Genomic DNA, 18,792 nt, shown 5'->3' with positions numbered 1-18,792 from the left:
GCACAGGCAATTATACCACCCCTAACCGACAGTCAGTGACCTGTGGTCTTGGAAAACAGGTGTATGATCAGGATTCCTGCCAGGATCATCGACAAGCCAAGGACCGCCGGCCAGTCGAGTTTTTGTCCGAAAACGACAAAACCGATGACAGCGATAAAGAAAATCCCAAGCCCGGACCAGATGGCATAAACAATCCCCACGGGCATGACCTTCAGGGTGAGGGCCATCAAATAAAATGCAAACCCGTAACCGACAACAACTAACACTGATGGCCAGAGCTTTGTGAATTGCTGACTGGCTTGTAAGGCTGTTGTGCCAATTGTCTCGGCAAAAACGGCCAGCAACAGGATCAGATAGGCTTTGGGCATGGCGAAACACCTAAACACAGGGATATCTGGCCCGGTTGAGCACGATACTTCCCGTCTAGGCAAGGAGATTCGATGCCCTGCAACAGTTAAGACGATGACCTAGGGTCAGGTATACCTGACTATGGGTTTTTTCCGTTTGGTGTAAGATTTCCCCATATTTAATGATTTGTTAACGAGTATTGTTCAATGACGACATTTTCAAAATCCGTCATATTTGCTTCGGCTCTTATTGTGGCGCTTGGGTGGCTTGCAGGCGGGGGGTCCGTCTAGATTGCTGTAGCCCTATTTGGTTTATCAGTTAGATGGTTGCGTAGGATAAGCGCCATCCAGAACTTAGCAGGGAAAAAGGAGCTTTCGGGCTCCTTTTTTCTTTGGGTCGGTTATACGCAGGCAGCCTCAGATGCTGAAAAATACTCAGTCAGTTGAGGTTCAAGCCAGGCCCAAAGGTCGGGCGCACCGGCTTCGATGGCAGAGCGAACGCGAGCTTCGATCTGCGCGAACGTAACGTCGTAATCGATCCAGGACCCGCCACCCGTTTCCAGATTGGCGATCGGAGTTTGGAGCCGGTCAACGGCCTTGCCAAATCGCGCATCGTCGCTTTGGGCATTCTCGAATTCATGCCACAGATCAACAAAGGCAAGACGCTGGCTATCCGGCAACATGCCAAACAGGCGTTTCGCAGCGGCTTCCTCCTTCGCGGCTTGTGCGGCGTGATCAACTTGTCCGTGGATCGGATGATCCCCGGCATCAATTTCGACGATATCATGAAGTAAAAGCATCTGCAGAACCCGGTCGATCCTGACATTCGGGCCTGCGTATTCCGACAAGACCCAAGCATACAGCATGATGTGCCAAGAGTGTTCGGCCGAGTTTTCGAACCGATCACTGCCCATCAGACGAGAGGCGCGCAGAACAGATTTCAGCTGATCGGCCTCGGTCAGAAATGGCAGCCGGTTTGTGAACGCGTTATTGTCAACGCCTTTGTTGGCCAGCAAATCGTGCGCGTGACGGTAGGCACAGGGAAACACACTTTCCAGATAGGCCGCACGCCCACCATCCAGATTATCCCGAACGACGTCCAGATGGTCTGACCTCGGTTGGGTTGCGCATAAGACCTGAAACAGGGGCTGGCACCGATCCAGTATCTTGGCAAATTGCGCGTCCGAGGTTTGATCTGCCTCGAATTCGCGCCACAAGGACATGAACTCTTCTGCCTGTTCCGAGGGGAGAAGGCCAAAAAGTTGCACTGCGGCTGCGTGTTCGGCTTTCGCGACACTTTCCCAATCCGTGCTCAGGTGAATTGGGTGGTCGCCGACGATGATCTCGACAAGATCATGCAGCAGCAGCATGCGTATCACACGGTCAGTGCTTACATCGGGACCTGCCAGCGGTGCCATGACCAACGCCCAAAGCGCAAGATGCCAGCTATGTTCGGCGGAGTTTTCGGGACGGGACTGGTCGAGCAGGACATTCGCCCGCTCGACTGTTTTCAGATCATCCGCCCGTTTCAGGAATGTGATCTGAGCCGATAACCTCTCGGTCATTGCTTCTCTATCGCTTTGACCTTCGAGCGGTGATCGGTCAGTCGCTTTATCACGAATTGCCGCGCCTGGCGCTCCGCCAACCGCACCCGGACTTCAGTCAGGAATGCCTCTTCCAAAGACTGCGAGGAGGCGCCCAAAAGCTCGGAAACTTGCATAAAGAAACGATCATCGCCGGTTTCATCCATGACCTTCATCGTATCTTCCGCCAGTTTCGACGCCAGATTGGTGATCGTATCGGACATTAGCGCGTGGTTTCAGTCAGTCGGCGCTTCACATAGTCGCTGACATCAGTGATCAGCGTGTCCATGTGGCGATCCTGGAAGAAGTGATCGGCACCTTCGACCTCGGTATGGGTGATGGTGATGCCTTTTTGCTCGTGCAGCTTGCTCACCAATCCAGTTGTATCGGCCGGGGGCGCGACGCGGTCCGCGGATCCATTGATGATCAAGCCAGAAGACGGGCAGGGCGCCAGGAACGAAAAGTCATACATGTTGGCCGGGGGCGACACGCTGATGAACCCTGTGATCTCGGGGCGGCGCATCAACAACTGCATTCCGATCCATGCGCCGAACGAAAAGCCTGCGACCCAGCAATGTTTGGAATTGGTGTTCATCGATTGCAGGTAATCCAGCGCCGACGCTGCATCGCTCAGCTCGCCTACGCCCTGGTCGTATTCGCCCTGGCTGCGGCCAACTCCACGGAAGTTAAAGCGCAACACGGTGAAGCCCATGTTGTAAAACGCGTAGTGGAGATTATAGACCACCTTGTTGTTCATGGTCCCGCCGAACTGAGGATGCGGGTGCAGCACGATGGCGATCGGTGCGTCTTTTTCCTTTTGCGGGTGGTAGCGGCCTTCCAGGCGGCCTTCGGGTCCGGGAAAAATCACCTCGGGCATGTGTGCTTTGGTCCTGTCTTTTTCTAATTGGCGCCGGGAATTACTTGACGGTATTCGTCGGGCACCTTAGAACGGTTCTAATTATCACGCTTAGCGAAAACGCGCTGTCCGTCGGAGATACGCACTGGCAGCGGCGGCGTCAATGATTTCGCGCGGATCTGACTAAGAGGACCGGATAATGAAGCTGTCGACCAAAGGACGTTACGCCATGGTGGCGTTGGCAGATATTGCTTTGCAGTCCACTGACAGGCTGGTCACACTGGGTGAAATCTCCGAGCGTCAGGATATCTCACTTCCTTACCTGGAGCAGCTGTTCGTCAAGCTTCGGCGGGCCGAACTTGTCGCATCTGTGCGCGGTCCGGGTGGCGGCTATCGTCTGGCGCGCCCGGCGTCTGAGATTCGTGTGGTTGAAATCCTCAGCGCGGTGGACGAAACGGTTGACGCATTGCAAAAGGGGGCCGGGGCGTCTGGCGCGTCTTCAGGCAGCCGTGCGCAGTCTTTGACCAACCGGCTTTGGGAAGGCCTTAGCGCTCATGTGTATGTGTTTTTGCACCAGACCCGTTTGTCCGACGTCATCAAGAACGATCTTGCGCCTTGTCCGGCAGTTCCGAACCTGTTCGCTGTTGTCGACGATTGATCTAACGGGTTTGAAAGCAACATCATGAGGATTGTTCGGGAAAAGATGTATCCATGACGCGTGTTTATCTGGATCACAACGCGACAACGCCTTTGCGGCCCGAAGCGCGCGACGCGATGATTGCGGCGATGGATGTCTGCGGCAATCCGTCCTCGGTCCACGCCGAAGGGCGCGCGGCTAAAGCTCTGATCGAGCGGGCCCGTGCCCAGGTTGCCAACGCATTTGGCGCTGATGGCGCCGACATTGTCTTCACATCCGGTTCCACCGAGGGTGCTGCATTGACGATGGCAGGTCGCGATCTTCACGGCTCTGCAATTGAACATGACGCGGTAAGGGCTTGGACTATAGAAGATACCCAAGTTCAGAGCAGCGGTTTGGTTGTGGTCGATGATCCTACGAAAGCTACCCTGCAAGTGGCCAACTCCGAAACGGGCATTGTTCAATCACTGCCGTCTGGGCTGGTCGTGACTGACGCCACCCAAGCTTTCGGTAAGCTGCCGATCGCGTTCAACTGGCTCGGCGCTCAGATGGCTTTGATCTCGGCGCACAAACTTGGCGGTCCCAAAGGGGTCGGTGCGGTGGTCATGAAGCGTGGTACGGACCTGGCGGTCCAGATCAAAGGCGGTGGGCAAGAGATGGGGCGCCGGTCGGGTACCGAAAATGTCATTGGAATAGCAGGGTTCGGGGCGGCAGCTGAGGCAGCGGCGCGTGACTTGAACAATGGTGTTTGGGCGCAAGTTGAAGAATTTAGAAATATTCTAGAAAACGCTCTTGAGGCTGGAAATAAATCACCTATTTTTGTCGGGAAAGGTCAAAAACGCCTTCCGAACACGCTGTGTTTCGCGTCCCCCGGTTGGAAGGGTGAAACACAGGTCATGCAGATGGATCTGTCGGGTTTTGCGGTCAGTGCGGGCTCTGCCTGTTCCAGCGGCAAAGTACGCGCCAGCGCGGTGTTGACTGCAATGGGATATGATGAGGTGACAGCAGCCAGCGCGATCCGCGTATCGCTGGGCCCTCGGACAACCGAAGAAGACGTGCTGCGTTTCGCCGAAACGTGGTTGGAAAAAGAGAAAAAGCATCGCGCGCGCGCCGCGTGATCTGACGGAGGGTAGAACATGGCCGCATTGGACCAGGCCCAGGTAAAAGAGGGTGTCGATCAGGAAACCGTGGATGCGGTTCGCGAAGTCGGAACCTATAAATATGGCTGGGACACCGATATCGAAATGGAATACGCGCCCAAGGGCGTGAATCCCGATATTGTGCGCCTGATCTCGGACAAGAACGAAGAGCCGGAATGGATGACCGAATGGCGTCTGGCCGCGTTCGAGCGTTGGACCAAGATGGACGAGCCCACTTGGGCGATGGTCCACTACCCGCCAATCGATTTTCAGGACCAGTATTATTACGCGCGCCCCAAGTCGATGGAAGAAAAGCCGAAATCGCTGGACGAAGTCGACCCTAAGCTTTTGGCAACTTACGAAAAGCTGGGTATCCCTCTGAAAGAACAGATGATTCTGGCGGGCGTCGAAGGCGCTGAAAACGCACCGGCCGAGGGGCGTAAAGTTGCTGTTGATGCGGTGTTTGACTCGGTATCTGTAGGGACGACTTTCCAGAAAGAGCTGAAAGAGGCCGGTGTCATCTTCTGTTCGATTTCTGAGGCGATCAAAGAGCATCCTGAGCTGGTCAAAAAGTACCTCGGCACTGTCGTGCCGGTGTCAGACAACTTCTACGCCACACTGAATTCAGCCGTTTTCTCAGATGGATCCTTTGTCTACATCCCTCCGGGCGTGCGCTGCCCTATGGAGCTGAGCACCTATTTCCGCATCAACGCGGAAAACACAGGTCAGTTCGAGCGGACGTTGATCATCGCCGACAAAGGCTCGTATGTCTCATATCTCGAGGGGTGCACCGCGCCCCAGCGCGACACCGCACAGCTGCACGCCGCGGTGGTCGAAATCATCATCGAAGAAGATGCCGAGGTGAAGTATTCGACTGTTCAGAACTGGTTCCCCGGGGATGAGAACGGCAAGGGTGGTATCTATAACTTTGTGACCAAGCGCGCCGATTGTCGGGGCGATCGGTCCAAGGTGATGTGGACACAGGTTGAAACAGGCTCGGCTGTGACCTGGAAATACCCGTCCTGCATCCTGCGCGGCAATGAAAGCCAAGGTGAATTCTATTCGATCGCGATTGCCAACAACTATCAGCAGGCTGATACCGGCACTAAGATGGTTCATCTGGGCAAAAACACTAAGTCGCGGATCGTGTCGAAGGGGATCAGTGCGGGCAAGGCACAGAACACCTATCGCGGGCTGGTTTCGATGCACCCGAAGGCGAAAGACAGCCGCAACTATACCCAGTGTGACAGCCTTTTGATTGGCGACAAATGCGGAGCCCACACGGTGCCGTATATCGAGGTCAAAAACAACTCGAGCCGGGTGGAACACGAGGCGACGACCTCCAAAGTGGACGACGATCAACTGTTCTATTGTCGTCAGCGCGGCATGGACGAAGAAGAGGCTGTGGCCCTCGTGGTCAACGGGTTCTGCAAAGACGTGCTGCAGGCGTTGCCAATGGAATTTGCCATGGAAGCGCAACAGCTTGTCGCGATTAGTCTGGAAGGGTCTGTAGGCTAATGCCGGACAAGTCCCGCCAACGCATCCAAAGGGATGAAGTGCTGACCGCAATGGGTTATGCGCTTCCAGTGCTTGGTGGGTTGTTTGGCGTCGCTTACGTCAACATCAATGATATGGCCTTCATAAACCCGGTATGGGCGGTGGGTGGCGGAGTTATCCTGGGGTGGATTGCGTCGCGTATTCTCCGAAAGTTACTGGGATAGAAATTGAACGGAGCCCAAGTGCTCTGCTGCTACACCAAAGGACAAATAAATGCTGGAAATCAAAAACCTGCACGTGAAACTTGAGGAAGAAGACAAGCAGATCCTCAAAGGCGTGGACCTGACCGTCGAGGCCGGCAAAGTGCATGCGATCATGGGGCCGAACGGATCGGGCAAGTCGACCCTCAGCTATGTGCTCTCAGGCCGTGACGGATACGAAGTCACCGAAGGTTTGGTAGATCTCAATGGTGAAGATCTGCTGGAGATGGAGCCTGAAGAGCGCGCCGCCGCCGGCATGTTCCTCGCCTTCCAGTATCCCGTCGAAATTCCGGGCGTCGGCAACATGACCTTCCTGCGCACCGCTGTGAACGCCCAGCGCAAAGCACGCGGGGAAGATGAGATGTCAGCTGCTGACTTCCTCAAAGAAATCCGCGCCAAGGCCAAGTCTTTGAAAATCGACGCCGATATGCTGAAGCGCCCCGTCAATGTCGGGTTTTCTGGCGGTGAGAAGAAGCGGAACGAGATCCTGCAAATGGCAATGCTGGAACCCAAGCTCTGCATTCTGGACGAAACAGACTCCGGCCTTGATGTAGATGCGATGAAACTGGTTGCTGAAGGTGTAAACGCGCTGCGCGATCAGGGCAGGGGATTTCTTGTCATCACTCACTATCAGCGCTTGCTGGATCACATCAAACCGGATGTCGTGCACATCATGGCTGACGGAAAAATTGTCAAAACCGGCGGTCCCGAACTGGCGCTGGAAGTTGAAAACAACGGCTACTCTGACATTCTCGCCGAGGTGAACTAATGGCTGTCCCCGAGGTTAAACAATCTGCAACCGAGGCTCGATTGGCCACGTTGACGATGCCCGATGCCGGGTGCACCCGTGCTGCGCGCGAAGACGCTTTGGCGCGCGTGTTGGAAACGGGCCTGCCCGGACGTCGCGATGAGTATTGGAAATACACGCGCCCGGACACACTCATCACGTCTGATGCTATGCCGGCCGCAGTGTTGAAGGATGACGAGCCGCCGATTTTCGATAAGCTCGATCGACTGAAAATCGTTTTCGTCGATGGTGTGTTCAGCCCTAACGATTCGGATGACCTGTCTCTGGAAGGCGTCAGTATTGATCGCCTCGAAGATATCTGTTGCAAGGATATTCACTGGGCGAAAGAGCTATACGGTGTGCTTGAGGCTCGTGGTCAGGTTCCGGTGCAACGTCCTTTGGCGGCACTGAACACTGCTTTTGCGTCTGATGGAGTTGCCATCCACGTGACAGGTAAGCCATCCAAACCGATCAATCTGATCTACCGCCACGCGTCCCCAACATCGGACGCTATCCTACATCATGTAGTTCGCGTCGAAAGCGGAGCCGAAGCGACGATTCTGGAAACCGGCCCGGCTGCCTCCCGCTTTAACAAGTGTATGGAGATCGACGTGGCGGACAACGGCACATTGCATCACGTGCGCGCGCAGGGGCGCGATCATGAGCGGCGTGCAGCCACCCATATGTTCACCCGTCTGGGGCAGGAATCGGTCTACAAGTCATTCACCTTGACCGTGAACGGCGTGCTCACCCGGAACGAGCAGATTGTCGAACTGACCGGAGATGACGCTGTTGCTCACGTGGCGGGCGCTTGTGTCGGTGATGGTGATTTCCATCATGATGACACCGTGTTTGTCACTCACGATGCGGTGAACTGCGAAAGCCGGCAAGTCTTCAAGAAAGTGCTGCGCAACGGTGCGACCGGGGTTTTTCAGGGCAAGATTCTGGTCAAAGCAGGCGCTCAGAAAACTGACGGTTACCAGATCAGCCAGTCACTACTGTTGGATGATGACAGTCAGTTCCTGGCCAAGCCCGAGCTTGAGATCTATGCCGACGACGTGGCCTGTTCACACGGGTCGACATCCGGCGCGATTGACGAAACCGCTCTGTTCTACCTGCGGTCTCGTGGCGTGCCGACAAAGGACGCGACCAATATGCTGACCCTGGCCTTTCTGGCCGAGGCAGTAGACGAGATCGAAGACGGTTCCTTGGCCGAAGCCATTGTGAATCGTCTGGAAGGTTGGTTGGCGCGGCGCAGCTGATGCCGGTTTCGTCAGATATCGTGGCAACTTACCGGGGGCCGGGGCGCGTCGTGCGCCGGCTTCTGGATATGGGACCGCGCGAAGACCGGGCGCTGGCATTTGTCATGTCTTTTTGTCTGGTCGCGTTCATTGCGCAAATGCCGGGTCTGGCGCGTCGGGCGCATCTTGAAGGGCTGGAACTGAATATGCTTTTGGGCGGTGCCCTGTTGGGTTCCGTGTTCATATTACCGTTGTTCTTCTACCTATTGGCTCTGATCTCATATTGGGCGGCGCGACTGGTAGGTGGTCACGGAACAGCCTATGGCGCGCGTCTTGCTTTGTTTTGGGCTCTGTTGTCCTCGGCTCCGCTGGTATTGTTGAACGGGCTGGTTGCCGGGTTTATCGGTCCTGGGCCAACATTGACCCTGGTGGGCGGGGTTTGGGTTGCCGTATTTGTTTGGTTCTGGTTATCAGGCCTCAGGCAAGCACAAAGGGTTGCTGTATGAACACGGTCTTCTTCGGCAATCTGGCGGTCCTAACGCTGCGCAAACCGGCGGAAGCTGCGCGTCAGCTGTTGGCCCTGAAACCGGGGCGCGAGGTCTTGTGGCTGGCGTTTTTCTTGGCTGTTGTTCTGAATTGCCTTGTGCAATTGGGCATCGAGCTGTTCGTTTCGGTGCCTGACATTGATGCTCCGGACAGCGAAACACTGACCGAGACTGAATCGATTCCGTTAGTGTTGCTGAAATCGGCCGGAGCAATGATGTTGAGCATCGTGGCCTTTCTGTTCGTCGGCCGCCTTTTGGGCGGGACTGCGACGTTCGATGATATGATGGTTCTGACGATTTGGCTGCAGTTTCTGCAGATCGCAGCCCTGCTGATCACGCTGGTTCTAAGCATCACCTTTCCGTTTCTCATGCTGTTATTGCTGATGGCGACGGCGGTGCTCAGCCTGTACATCACACTGCATTTTTTGAACGAAGCGCATCAGTTCGGATCTCTGGGTAAGTCTTTTGCTGTCATCCTGCTGTCCGCCCTTGTTGCGGTGCCTTTCGTCCTCATGTTGACCCCAAGCGGGCCCGTCTAGGGAATAAGCCTATGTATGATGTGCAAAACATCCGTTCAGACTTTCCGATCCTGTCGCGTCAGGTGAACGGCAAGCCGCTGACCTACCTCGACAATGGGGCCTCGGCGCAGAAACCGCAGGTTGTGATCGATGCGGTGACCCGGGCGTATTCAGAAGAGTATTCAAACGTGCATCGTGGGCTGCATTATCTGTCCAATCTGGCCACTGAAAAATATGAGAATGTGCGTGGCAAAATCGCACATTTCCTTGGCGCACCCGACGAGGATGAAATTGTTCTGAATTCCGGTACGACGGAAGGGATCAATCTGGTCGCGTATGGCTGGGCCATGCCACGCCTGCAAGCAGGGGACGAGATCGTACTTAGCGTGATGGAGCATCACGCCAATATTGTCCCCTGGCATTTTTTGCGCGAGCGGCAAGGCGTTATCCTTAAATGGGTCGATGTGGATGCTGACGGCGGGTTGGACCCTCAGGCCGTGATCGATGCGATTGGACCCAAGACCAAATTGGTCGCCGTAACACATTGCTCGAACGTTCTTGGCACTGTTGTGGATGTGAAGGCCATTACCGACGGTGCGCATGCCAAAGGTGTTCCGGTTCTGGTCGATGGAAGCCAGGGTGCAGTTCATATGCCTGTGAACGTGCAGGACCTCGGTTGCGACTTCTATGCGATCACCGGGCACAAGCTTTACGGTCCCTCTGCGTCCGGTGCGATTTTCATCAAATCCGAACGTATGGCTGAGATGCGCCCGTTTATCGGTGGTGGCGACATGATCAAAGAGGTCAGCAAAGATCAGGTCATCTACAACGATCCGCCCATGAAGTTTGAAGCCGGAACGCCGGGTATCGTTCAAATCATCGGGTTGGGCGCTGCGCTGGACTACATGATGGAATTGGGGATGGAGAATATCGCAGCCCATGAGGCTGGGTTGCGGGACTACGCCATGCAGCGCCTTAAAGGATTGAACTGGTTACAGGTGCAGGGCATCCGACCTGACAAGGCTGCGATCTTCAGCTTCACACTGGACGGGGCAGGGCACGCGCATGATGTGTCTACTATTCTGGACAAGAAAGGTGTCGCAGTCCGGGCGGGTCATCACTGTGCAGGTCCCTTGATGGATCACCTGGGGCTGACCGCCACATGCCGCGCGAGTTTCGGTCTGTACAACACAACGGATGAGGTCGACACCCTGATCGAAGCACTCGAACTGGCACATGATTTGTTCGCGTGAAGCGGACCAATCTGTCTAGGCGAAACCGATATGGGAGGCGAAGATTTGCAGTTGCACCCGGATCGGAACAAGGTTAGCTAACGGCCAAGGCACCTGTAGCTCAGCTGGATAGAGCGCTGCCCTCCGAAGGCAGAGGCCAGAGGTTCGAATCCTCTCAGGTGCGCCATTCCATTTTCATAAGTAATTGAATTTATTGGATATTTTTTATTTTCACTTTGAAAAATGTTGCGAAGCCAAAAAATCCCGCAACATTTCCCGCAACATCGCAAACAACCAATGCGAATTTACCTGCGGCTTGTGCAAACAATTCTGACCTAACACGAAGAGTAAGAAAATCCGTGTCGCAACATGGGAGTTTCATGTCTGGGCACTGTGAATTACAGTCAGATAGGGTTGCGCAAGTAGTTCACAATGTAGGAATTTTTTATGCTGAAAGACTTTAACAAAGATCGAGTCACCCTCGTAAAATCCGATGGGAAGGTTGTGAAGGAAGACATTCCAGCGCTTGTAACAGGCGACATGGTCTTCACATCCGACCAATCGCTGCCGCTAGAAGTTGGTGACCATCTTCTTCGAAAGCTCCCCAATGGCTTGGTCGAAGACTATGAGATCACAAATCCGAAGTTTTTTAATGTTGGGTCTGACTCACATTTTCACATAGATGTCCGGAAAGCAGGCTCACCAAAAGAAGTATCGACGGTAGTTCAAGGGATAACTGCCCACTTCACGGGCTCAAATGCGCGTTTGAATATCAATTCTACTGACAACTCGACAAACATTTCTGCTGACTTCTCACAGGAACAACTGCGCGACTTCATACAGCAGGTACGCCCTGTGATTTCTCAACTACCAACAGACAGTCGCGACGTTGTGGATGCACAACTTGTCACCCTTGAGGAAGAGGCAGAAAAGGCTAAGCCTTCAAAGGTTAGGGTCCTTGGAGCGCTTCAATCCATCAAATCGGTTGCAGAGGGTGCCTCTGGCAATTTGGTCGCCGCTGGTATCATCAGTTTACTGGGGGCGCTACTTTAGGGCGCGGCATTTCCGAGTTGAACCAATTTAACCAGAAATGTTGGTAGAGCTGTCATTAGAATTCAAATTTACGCGGGAGTTAGCTTCGCCGCTACTGTTTATATTCGTCACATCGCCATGGAAAATCTGTTGAGTCAGCTGAGTGACAGTTTTCGTTTCATCCGGACTCAGGTTATCCGTCACACCAATTGTTACTTCAATCGCAGCAGGAATGTTCTTTTCCAGCTCAATGGTTAATTCGAGGATTTTTGATCTCACAGCGTATTGAAGTTCTACTAATGCAGCTTTCGACAGTATTCCAGTTACGCTGTTGCATGCCATGTCTTGGTATACTTTGCCTTGCAAACGCAAAATCAAGTTCGAGGCATCGAGCTCCAAAATACCACTTTCACCACCGGCCAAAAGGCTATCTATTGCGGCGACACTTTGGCGCATTTTGTAGTTCACCCAGTGGTCACCGCAGTGTTTCTTAATCAATGCCGGTGGAATTGGTGCATTTTGCATGCCTGATCCATAGGCCCCTGAGAAATCGGCCTTATAAGTAACCGAGAGTCTTCTGTATTCTGGCACATCAATGTCGCTCGGATATCCCTCACTTTCGTGCTTTACCCAATCCTCAAGCAGGTCACTTCCAAGGCGTGACGCTAGAAAACGCAACTTTGGGAGTACAGGACCAATGTCGCTGCCTTCTTGCATCAAGGATTGTTGGATATCACGTAGCAAGCTCATAAAGGTGGATCCCAATAAATGAAGTGAAATTCTCGCCATCGCATCTATTTCATGATCGCGCCAAAGCTCAAGGGCTGATCATGGGGGTGATTGTCAATCCCGCAACAAATCCCGCAACATTCTTTGACGGAATATCGCATAAAGCACTGAAAAATAATAATATTAAATACTGAGAGAATCTTCTCAGGTGCGCCATTCAATAATCTTGACAGTCGAAGAATTTTGCGAGTGCAACGGGTCTAACGCGTTGTCGTTCAGTCGCTGCGGGGTGTTGTCTTGAGACTTTGGAGATGGAGTCTTTCACAAACAGAATACGGGACTATTGTGTTTGTTCTTTTCAGAAGTCAGGCAGTTTGCGGCACGTTGAAGTACGATCACATGCCATCCAAGCACGAATAAAGGCAGGATACTGAGGCTTTGTCGCGTTCGGGCTTAGCCGCGCCATGTGCGGACAACACCGCAGTCCATGTGAACAAAGTTCGAGCGGTAATACTGACCAACACCGCCAGCACGGCACGACATGGCTGCTTTGGCCATCTGAGAAACCGATCTGGACGCCAAACGCAAATCAGCCGCCTGACCCTGCATGTGCAACGAGTTGCGCGCTACGCGGCGGGATTTCGAACGCAGCATCGCGTTGGTCTGGGGCGAGCGATAGCCCGACAACAGCATATACGGCTCACTCGCGTCCAAAAGGTTATGTGAGGCGGCCATGATGTCGATAGTGCGCAGGTCCATGGACTTGCTCTGGTCAGTCCGCCAGTCACGCATGAAGTGGTTCACTTCCTTGACAGCGTCCTTGATATATTTGCCGTCCACCCAATATATCATATCAATCCGCTCGCCAGTGCGACCGGAATACATACTGATACGGCGAATATCGCCGCCACCGCGAAGAAAACCTGCTGCGTTGGAATAGGAAGGTGCTGCTGCGACCGCTGTGGCCGCGAATGCGCCCAATAGGGCACGCCGGGTCATTCCCGAGGTACTGCACTTGGTCATTTTTAGGTTCGTCCCGTACTGTTCCTGCCTGCACACGATGTTACGTGCGCGGTGTTAATTTATTCCCATCCCAGATGCGGAATTTATGGCACAATCAGATTCGGCCGCCAAGAAGTCTTTCAGAGGCATCTTTTCAAGGGGGAATTTTCGGCAGTTTTTTGCGCAAATGACACAGTGCGCCACAAAAATTTCTTAATTGGGTGTCGCGCAGCACGCAGCCGATGCAAACGCGCATCACGCGCGAGCGGAAGCTCTGAGGTAAGGAATTTGTGAATAGACAACAGGCGGGTCCGAAAACCATATTTGTCCGACGCAGCGACTATTGCTCAAGCTATTGAATAACCAAGGTCATCTCATGCTCTCTGTTTTTAGAACCAGTTCCAGTGTTTTGCTAACCGCCTGTTTCGCGGCAACGGCCGCGATGGCTAACACCGCCTCGGACATCGCCCCCGATACTGCATTTCAGATGGCCGTTGCCGAACACACCCCGAATGCGACGGGGATCGCTGAGTTTTACAAAGGCAACGGATTTGCGCCGGTTTGGGTGGGGAATACGCAAGAACATGCCCAGCGTCGGGCTGCTTTGATCAAGTCCTTGTCGGAGAGGCATCTGCACGGGTTACCCGCCGCAGGATATGACGTTCAGGCGTTGATCGACCAGATGCAACAGGCTCGTTCGGTTCGGGATCTGGGCGCGGTCGAAGCGGAATTGACCCGGGTTTTTGTCGAATACGCAGATGATCTGTACTCGGGAGCTTTGCGCCCGGCCAGCATCGATGCTGGACTGGTGCGTAAAGTGGAACGGCGCAGTGCCACAGACCACCTGCAACAGCTTAACACGCACGGGGCAGACTATCTGGATCAGGTTGCGCCACGGACGCTCCAGTATCGCTCCTTGATGAAGCAAAAAATGGCCCTTGAAGCGTTGGTTGATCAGGGTGGTTGGGGGTCTACAGTCCCGGTGACCAAACTGGAATACGGGGATACCGGATCCAGCGTGATCAAGCTGCGCAACCGGCTTGTGGCTATGGGCTATCTGAAACCAACGGCCAGCCCGGTCTATGACGACGCGGTTCTTGCTGCGGTTCAGGCGTTCCAAACGGCCCATGGACTGGCCGCCGATGGCGTTGCCGGAAACGGTACGATCACGGAACTCAACCAGCCTGCTTCCGAGCGGTTGAAAGCAGTGTATGTCGCCTTGGAACGCGAACGTTGGTTGCCACGTGAACGTGGCACACGTCATATTCTGGTCAATCAGGCCGATTTCTCGGCAAAGATCGTCGACGATGGGCAGGTCACGTTTGAGACTCGTGCTGTCATTGGCAAAAACACGCATGACCGTCGCAGCCCTGAATTCTCAGACGAGATGGAGCATATGGTGATCAACCCGAGCTGGTATGTTCCGCGCTCGATCATCACCAAGGAATACCTGCCAAAGCTTCAGTCCAATCCCAACGCTGTTGGCCATATTGAAATTACCGACCGACGCGGCCGCCAGGTCAATCGCGGTGCTGTGGACTTTACCCAATTCACGGCGCGCAATTTCCCGTTTGCGATGCGTCAGCCGCCCAGCAAACGGAATGCGTTGGGTTTGGTGAAGTTCATGTTCCCCAACAAGCACAACATCTATCTGCATGATACACCTCAGAAAAGTTTGTTTTCACGCGAAGTGCGGGCCTTTTCGCATGGCTGTATCCGACTGGCGCAACCGTTTGAGTTTGCTTACGCACTGCTTGCCAAGCAGGAAGAAGACCCCAAAGCGTTTTTCCATCGTATTCTGGGCACCGGAAAAGAGACCAAGGTCGAACTGGAGAACCCGGTTCCGGTGCATCTGATCTATCGCACTGCCTATATAGGGCCGAGAGGCGACATACAGTATCGCCGCGACGTCTACAAACGCGATAGCAAGATTTGGCAAGCTCTTCAGAAGGCAGGGGTGGCCCTGCCGGACGTTCAGGGGTAATCACAGGGCGCAACTCCTGCCAAAAGGAAGCCCGCATGCAGTTTACCGTTCAGCAAATCGCCGAAGCCCTTGGGGCTGAGTGTCAGGGCGACACGGGTCTCACGATCATTCGGGCAGCCGAGCCGGGCGATGCGGGCCCGACGGATCTGGCGATGGCTATGGCGCCAAAATATGCTGAAGCGCTTTCAAACGGTGATGCGCGCGCGGCCGTGTTATGGGAAGGCGCCGACTGGCAGGCACTGGGTCTGTCCGCCGCAGTATTTGTACCGCGTCCTCGAATGGCGATGGCCGGGATCACCGCGATGCTGGACCGGGGGCAGGGGATTGAACCTGGCATCCACCCGTCTGCAGTGGTTGACCCGACGGCTCAGATTGCCGCGAACGTGTCCATCGGTCCGCTGACCGTTGTGGGCGCGCGCGCCCAAATTGGCGCAGGAGCGGTTATCGGAGCGCACTGCGTCGTTGGCCTGGACGTGATCCTTGGCGAAAGCGCCGTTCTGCGCGAAATGGTCAGCATCGGGGCACGGGCCCGGATCGGGGACCGTTTTATCGCACAACCCGGTGCAAGGATCGGCGGGGACGGTTTCAGCTTTGTGACACCTGAAGTTTCGGGCGTTGAGAACGTTCGGAAAACGATGGGGGATCAAGGAGATGCGAAGGCACAGACCTGGTTGCGCATTCATTCGTTAGGTGCCGTGGAAATTGGCGATGATGTCGAAGTTGGGGCCAATTGCACCATCGACAACGGGACGATCCGTAACACATGTATTGGCAACGGCACCAAGCTGGATAACCTCGTTCACGTCGGACACAACACCCGCGTCGGCCAAGATTGCCTTCTATGTGGTCAGACAGGTGTTTCGGGGTCCGTCGAGATTGGCAATAACGTTGTTCTGGGCGGTCAAACCGGGGTAGTCGACAACATCTTTATTGGCAATGGCGTGATATCTGGCGGAGGCACCAAGATCCTGTCCAACGTTCCTGCTGGGCGTGTCATCATGGGTTACCCTGGCATCAAGATGGAAAGCCATACCGATATCTACAAGGCACAGCGCCGCTTGCCTCGGATGGCACGTGACGTTGAGGCGTTGAAAAAGGCTGTTTTCAAACAGCCTCCGAGCGATTAAATCATCCTCAAACCGGCAATCAGGGGATCGACATGAGCATCAGCGACCGCGTCATCGCAATCATCGCAGAGCAGGCCTTGCTGGAGCCTTCGGATGTAACGCCTGAAAGCACGCTTGAAGATCTTGGGATCGACAGCATGGGGCTGGTCGAAAGCATTTTCTCTATCGAAGAAGAATTCGACATTTCTGTTCCGTTTAACGCAAATGAACCGCAAGCCAACGATTTTGATATTTCCAACGTTGCTGCGATCATCGCTGGGATCGAAAAGCTCGTGTCGGAAAAGGTCTGACGCAAAGTTATGAAACGTGTTGTTATTACCGGCGCCGGCACCATCAACTCGCTGGGCCATTCGGTCCCCGATACACTCGAGGCCATGCGCGAAGGGCGTTGTGGCATCTCCGAGCTTGAGTTTCGCGATGTCGAACGTCTGACCATCAAGATTGGTGGCCAGGTGCGTGGGTTCGAGGCCGAAGGCCGCTTCAACCGTCAGCAAATGACGCTGTATGATCGGTTCACGCAATTCACCCTGACCGCCGCGAAAGAAGCGATTGAGCAATCCGGGATCGAATTCCACGGTGATATGGCCGCGAGGTCGGGCGTTGTTCTGGGGACAGCGGGTGGCGGCGTTTCGACATGGGATGACAACTACCGCTCGGTCTATGAAGATGGCAAAAACCGTGTGCATCCTTTTGTGGTGCCGAAACTGATGAACAACGCTGCCGCCAGCCATGTGTCGATGGAGCATAATCTAAAGGGGCCCAGCTTTACGGTTTCTACAGCGTGCGCGTCGTCAAACCACGCCATGGCATTGGCCTTTCAGATGGTGCGTAGCGGCGCGGCCCCGGCCATGATCACCGGCGGCGCTGAATCCATGCTGTGTTTTGGTGGGGTCAAAGCCTGGGAAGGGTTGCGGGTGATGTCCAAGGATGCCTGTCGCCCATTTAGCGCCAATCGAAACGGAATGGTGCAGGGTGAGGGTGCCGGCATTTTTGTCTTCGAAGAATTTGAGCATGCGCGCGCACGCGGTGCTGAAATCCTGTGCGAGGTTGTTGGGTTTGCCATGTCATCGGATGCGGCGGATATCGTTATGCCCAGTAAACAAGGGGCTTCTCGGGCCATGGCCGAGGCCTTGGCTGATGCTGGGTTAAACGCGAGCGATGTAAGTTACATCAACGCCCACGGGACGGGCACTGCAGCGAACGATAAGACAGAATGCGCCGCAGTTGCCGACGTTTTTGGCCCGCATGCGGATGATCTCATGATCTCGTCTACTAAATCCATGCATGGCCATTTGATCGGTGGCACCGGCGCTGTTGAGTTGCTGGCGTGCATCATGGCACTGCGGGACGGGATCATTGCGCCAACCATTGGCTACGAAGAACCCGATCCAGAATGTGCGCTGGACGTCGTGCCAAACGAATCCCGCGAGGTCAAAGTCGATGTTGCAATAAGCAATGCGTTTGCCTTCGGTGGGCTGAACGCGGTACTGGCTTTGAAGAAAGTGTGAAACCTGTGAAAGCCACCACCGCCAGGATCGTTAGCAGTGGTGGTCTTGTTTCAAACGGATTTATCTGACGTTAACGTCCAGACCGTCAAACCCTGTGGTAAAGCCAGACAGAGACATGTCCATTTCGAGGACCTGATCGGGGAAACGTGCCGGAACCAGCGAGAATGTCGCCTTGCTGCCAGCCTTCATCGCGCTGAGGTCACCCTGGCTGAGGCCCAATTGCGCAACACACCCTACGGGAACGCAGTGATGGTAGTTGTACAGTTTGCGTGGCGCACCATCGATTGACAGCGCCAGCTGTGCCTGCAGCAGTGTTTCCAGCGGGACAATTACATTCGCCCAAGCCACGGCGGCCCCGCCTTCGGGTAGTTTACCGATGGAGACTTCGGCTATCGGCTCGCCTTGCGGACCGTTCAAGACTTGCACGATTGCACAGGGGTCTTCACCGTCCTCTGCTTTGATGCAGGACACGTCCCATTCACCTGATTTCTCTTTGACGAATTGCTCGCCGACGCGCGGACCGGATTCTCCAAGATCCAGCTCGGTGCCAGTCTCGGCGTTTGGTGTCTCTTCAGTGGGTGTCGCTTCTTGTGCGCTGACTGCGCCACACATCAGAGCCGCAGCCACAGTGTTGAGCGAGAGGATGTTCTTGATCATGAATGCCTCGGGGTTTTGATGATTGATCTTTTTGTTTCGTCTAGCACCCTAATCACCTGGTGTCAGGCGCTAAGCTGTCGGTGGGTCGGAATTTGAACGATTTCTTGCCAA

At 54.5% G+C, this 18,792-nt stretch carries 21 protein-coding genes and 1 tRNA gene; 15 read left to right on the top strand and 7 right to left on the bottom strand.

Annotated elements, in window-relative coordinates; translation table 11 throughout:
- Positions 1-32: 32 nt before the first annotated feature.
- The 4 genes from Q1B13_RS09665 to Q1B13_RS09650 all read right to left on the bottom strand — a co-directional run bounded on the left by Q1B13_RS09665 (position 33) and on the right by Q1B13_RS09650 (position 2,807).
- Positions 33-368 (bottom strand): SMR family transporter, encoded by a 336-nt coding sequence (locus tag Q1B13_RS09665; protein ID WP_298935426.1) that lies wholly within the window; start codon positions 366-368, stop codon positions 33-35.
- 380 nt (positions 369-748) lie between these two features.
- Entirely contained in the window at positions 749-1,912 is a 1,164-nt protein-coding gene (locus tag Q1B13_RS09660) for an HD domain-containing protein (RefSeq protein ID WP_299075459.1), read from the bottom strand.
- Entirely contained in the window at positions 1,909-2,154 is a 246-nt protein-coding gene (locus Q1B13_RS09655; RefSeq protein ID WP_299075457.1) for a hypothetical protein, read from the bottom strand. Before Q1B13_RS09655 ends, Q1B13_RS09660 begins: the two co-directional genes overlap by 4 nt.
- Complete coding sequence (locus Q1B13_RS09650; protein ID WP_120635482.1) at positions 2,154-2,807, bottom strand: alpha/beta hydrolase; 654 nt, start codon at positions 2,805-2,807, stop codon at positions 2,154-2,156. The genes Q1B13_RS09655 and Q1B13_RS09650 overlap by 1 nt, the downstream gene beginning before the upstream one ends.
- A gap of 178 nt (positions 2,808-2,985) precedes the next feature.
- Here Q1B13_RS09650 and Q1B13_RS09645 point away from each other — a divergent pair, with 178 nt between their 5' ends.
- The 11 genes from Q1B13_RS09645 to Q1B13_RS09595 all read left to right on the top strand — a co-directional run bounded on the left by Q1B13_RS09645 (position 2,986) and on the right by Q1B13_RS09595 (position 11,695).
- Positions 2,986-3,444, top strand: a complete 459-nt coding sequence (locus tag Q1B13_RS09645; RefSeq protein ID WP_299075454.1) for an Rrf2 family transcriptional regulator — start codon at positions 2,986-2,988, stop codon at positions 3,442-3,444.
- Positions 3,445-3,497: 53 nt separating this feature from the next.
- Complete coding sequence (locus tag Q1B13_RS09640) at positions 3,498-4,541, top strand: cysteine desulfurase family protein (protein WP_299075451.1); 1,044 nt, start codon at positions 3,498-3,500, stop codon at positions 4,539-4,541.
- Positions 4,542-4,559: 18 nt separating this feature from the next.
- Entirely contained in the window at positions 4,560-6,080 is a 1,521-nt protein-coding gene (gene sufB / locus Q1B13_RS09635; RefSeq protein ID WP_298935431.1) for a Fe-S cluster assembly protein SufB, read from the top strand.
- Positions 6,080-6,283: a hypothetical protein gene (locus tag Q1B13_RS09630; RefSeq protein WP_299075448.1), complete on the top strand. Its 204-nt coding sequence runs from the start codon at positions 6,080-6,082 to the stop codon at positions 6,281-6,283. The genes sufB and Q1B13_RS09630 overlap by 1 nt, the downstream gene beginning before the upstream one ends.
- Before the next feature lie 49 nt (positions 6,284-6,332).
- Positions 6,333-7,088, top strand: coding sequence for a Fe-S cluster assembly ATPase SufC (gene sufC, locus Q1B13_RS09625; protein ID WP_299075445.1), 756 nt, complete (start codon positions 6,333-6,335; stop codon positions 7,086-7,088).
- Positions 7,088-8,368, top strand: coding sequence for a SufD family Fe-S cluster assembly protein (locus Q1B13_RS09620; protein WP_298935434.1), 1,281 nt, complete (start codon positions 7,088-7,090; stop codon positions 8,366-8,368). Before sufC ends, Q1B13_RS09620 begins: the two co-directional genes overlap by 1 nt.
- Positions 8,368-8,853 carry a YIP1 family protein gene (locus tag Q1B13_RS09615; RefSeq protein ID WP_298935435.1) on the top strand — a complete coding sequence of 162 codons (486 nt, stop codon included), beginning with the start codon at positions 8,368-8,370 and terminating at the stop codon, positions 8,851-8,853. Before Q1B13_RS09620 ends, Q1B13_RS09615 begins: the two co-directional genes overlap by 1 nt.
- Positions 8,850-9,431: a Yip1 family protein gene (locus tag Q1B13_RS09610; RefSeq protein WP_298935436.1), complete on the top strand. Its 582-nt coding sequence runs from the start codon at positions 8,850-8,852 to the stop codon at positions 9,429-9,431. The genes Q1B13_RS09615 and Q1B13_RS09610 overlap by 4 nt, the downstream gene beginning before the upstream one ends.
- An 11-nt stretch (positions 9,432-9,442) precedes the next feature.
- Positions 9,443-10,663: a cysteine desulfurase gene (locus Q1B13_RS09605; protein ID WP_299075442.1), complete on the top strand. Its 1,221-nt coding sequence runs from the start codon at positions 9,443-9,445 to the stop codon at positions 10,661-10,663.
- Between the two features lie 89 nt (positions 10,664-10,752).
- Positions 10,753-10,829 (top strand) — tRNA-Arg (locus tag Q1B13_RS09600).
- A 260-nt stretch (positions 10,830-11,089) separates the two neighbouring features.
- A complete protein-coding gene (locus tag Q1B13_RS09595; protein WP_299075440.1) occupies positions 11,090-11,695 on the top strand; it encodes a hypothetical protein in 606 nt (201 codons plus the stop codon).
- Positions 11,696-11,722: 27 nt separating this feature from the next.
- Here the strand turns inward: Q1B13_RS09595 and Q1B13_RS09590 are convergent, their stop codons facing one another.
- Positions 11,723-12,424: a hypothetical protein gene (locus Q1B13_RS09590; RefSeq protein ID WP_299075437.1), complete on the bottom strand. Its 702-nt coding sequence runs from the start codon at positions 12,422-12,424 to the stop codon at positions 11,723-11,725.
- 432 nt (positions 12,425-12,856) lie between these two features.
- On the bottom strand, positions 12,857-13,426 hold the full coding sequence (locus Q1B13_RS09585; protein ID WP_299075435.1) for a DUF882 domain-containing protein: 570 nt from the start codon (positions 13,424-13,426) through the stop codon (positions 12,857-12,859).
- 421 nt (positions 13,427-13,847) lie between these two features.
- Between Q1B13_RS09585 and Q1B13_RS09580 the strand changes: the two genes are divergently transcribed.
- Genes Q1B13_RS09580 through Q1B13_RS09565 form a run of 4 tightly spaced genes read left to right on the top strand, consistent with a single transcriptional unit; the run spans position 13,848 to position 18,024 of the window.
- Positions 13,848-15,389 carry a L,D-transpeptidase family protein gene (locus Q1B13_RS09580; RefSeq protein ID WP_299075432.1) on the top strand — a complete coding sequence of 514 codons (1,542 nt, stop codon included), beginning with the start codon at positions 13,848-13,850 and terminating at the stop codon, positions 15,387-15,389.
- Between the two features lie 35 nt (positions 15,390-15,424).
- Positions 15,425-16,516, top strand: a complete 1,092-nt coding sequence (lpxD, locus tag Q1B13_RS09575) for a UDP-3-O-(3-hydroxymyristoyl)glucosamine N-acyltransferase (protein ID WP_299075429.1) — start codon at positions 15,425-15,427, stop codon at positions 16,514-16,516.
- Between the two features lie 32 nt (positions 16,517-16,548).
- Positions 16,549-16,806, top strand: coding sequence for an acyl carrier protein (locus tag Q1B13_RS09570; protein ID WP_298935442.1), 258 nt, complete (start codon positions 16,549-16,551; stop codon positions 16,804-16,806).
- A 9-nt stretch (positions 16,807-16,815) separates the two neighbouring features.
- Entirely contained in the window at positions 16,816-18,024 is a 1,209-nt protein-coding gene (locus Q1B13_RS09565) for a beta-ketoacyl synthase (protein WP_299075426.1), read from the top strand.
- A 60-nt stretch (positions 18,025-18,084) separates the two neighbouring features.
- On the opposite strand, the gene Q1B13_RS09560 is transcribed toward Q1B13_RS09565, so the two are convergent.
- On the bottom strand, positions 18,085-18,681 hold the full coding sequence (locus Q1B13_RS09560; protein WP_299075422.1) for an invasion associated locus B family protein: 597 nt from the start codon (positions 18,679-18,681) through the stop codon (positions 18,085-18,087).
- Positions 18,682-18,792 lie beyond the last annotated feature (111 nt).

The sequence above is a fragment of the uncultured Ruegeria sp. genome (assembly GCF_947489545.1).
GTDB lineage: Bacteria > Pseudomonadota > Alphaproteobacteria > Rhodobacterales > Rhodobacteraceae > Ruegeria.
Note: the sequence above shows the minus strand (reverse complement) of the source record. Positions and strands in the feature narration are given on the sequence as shown.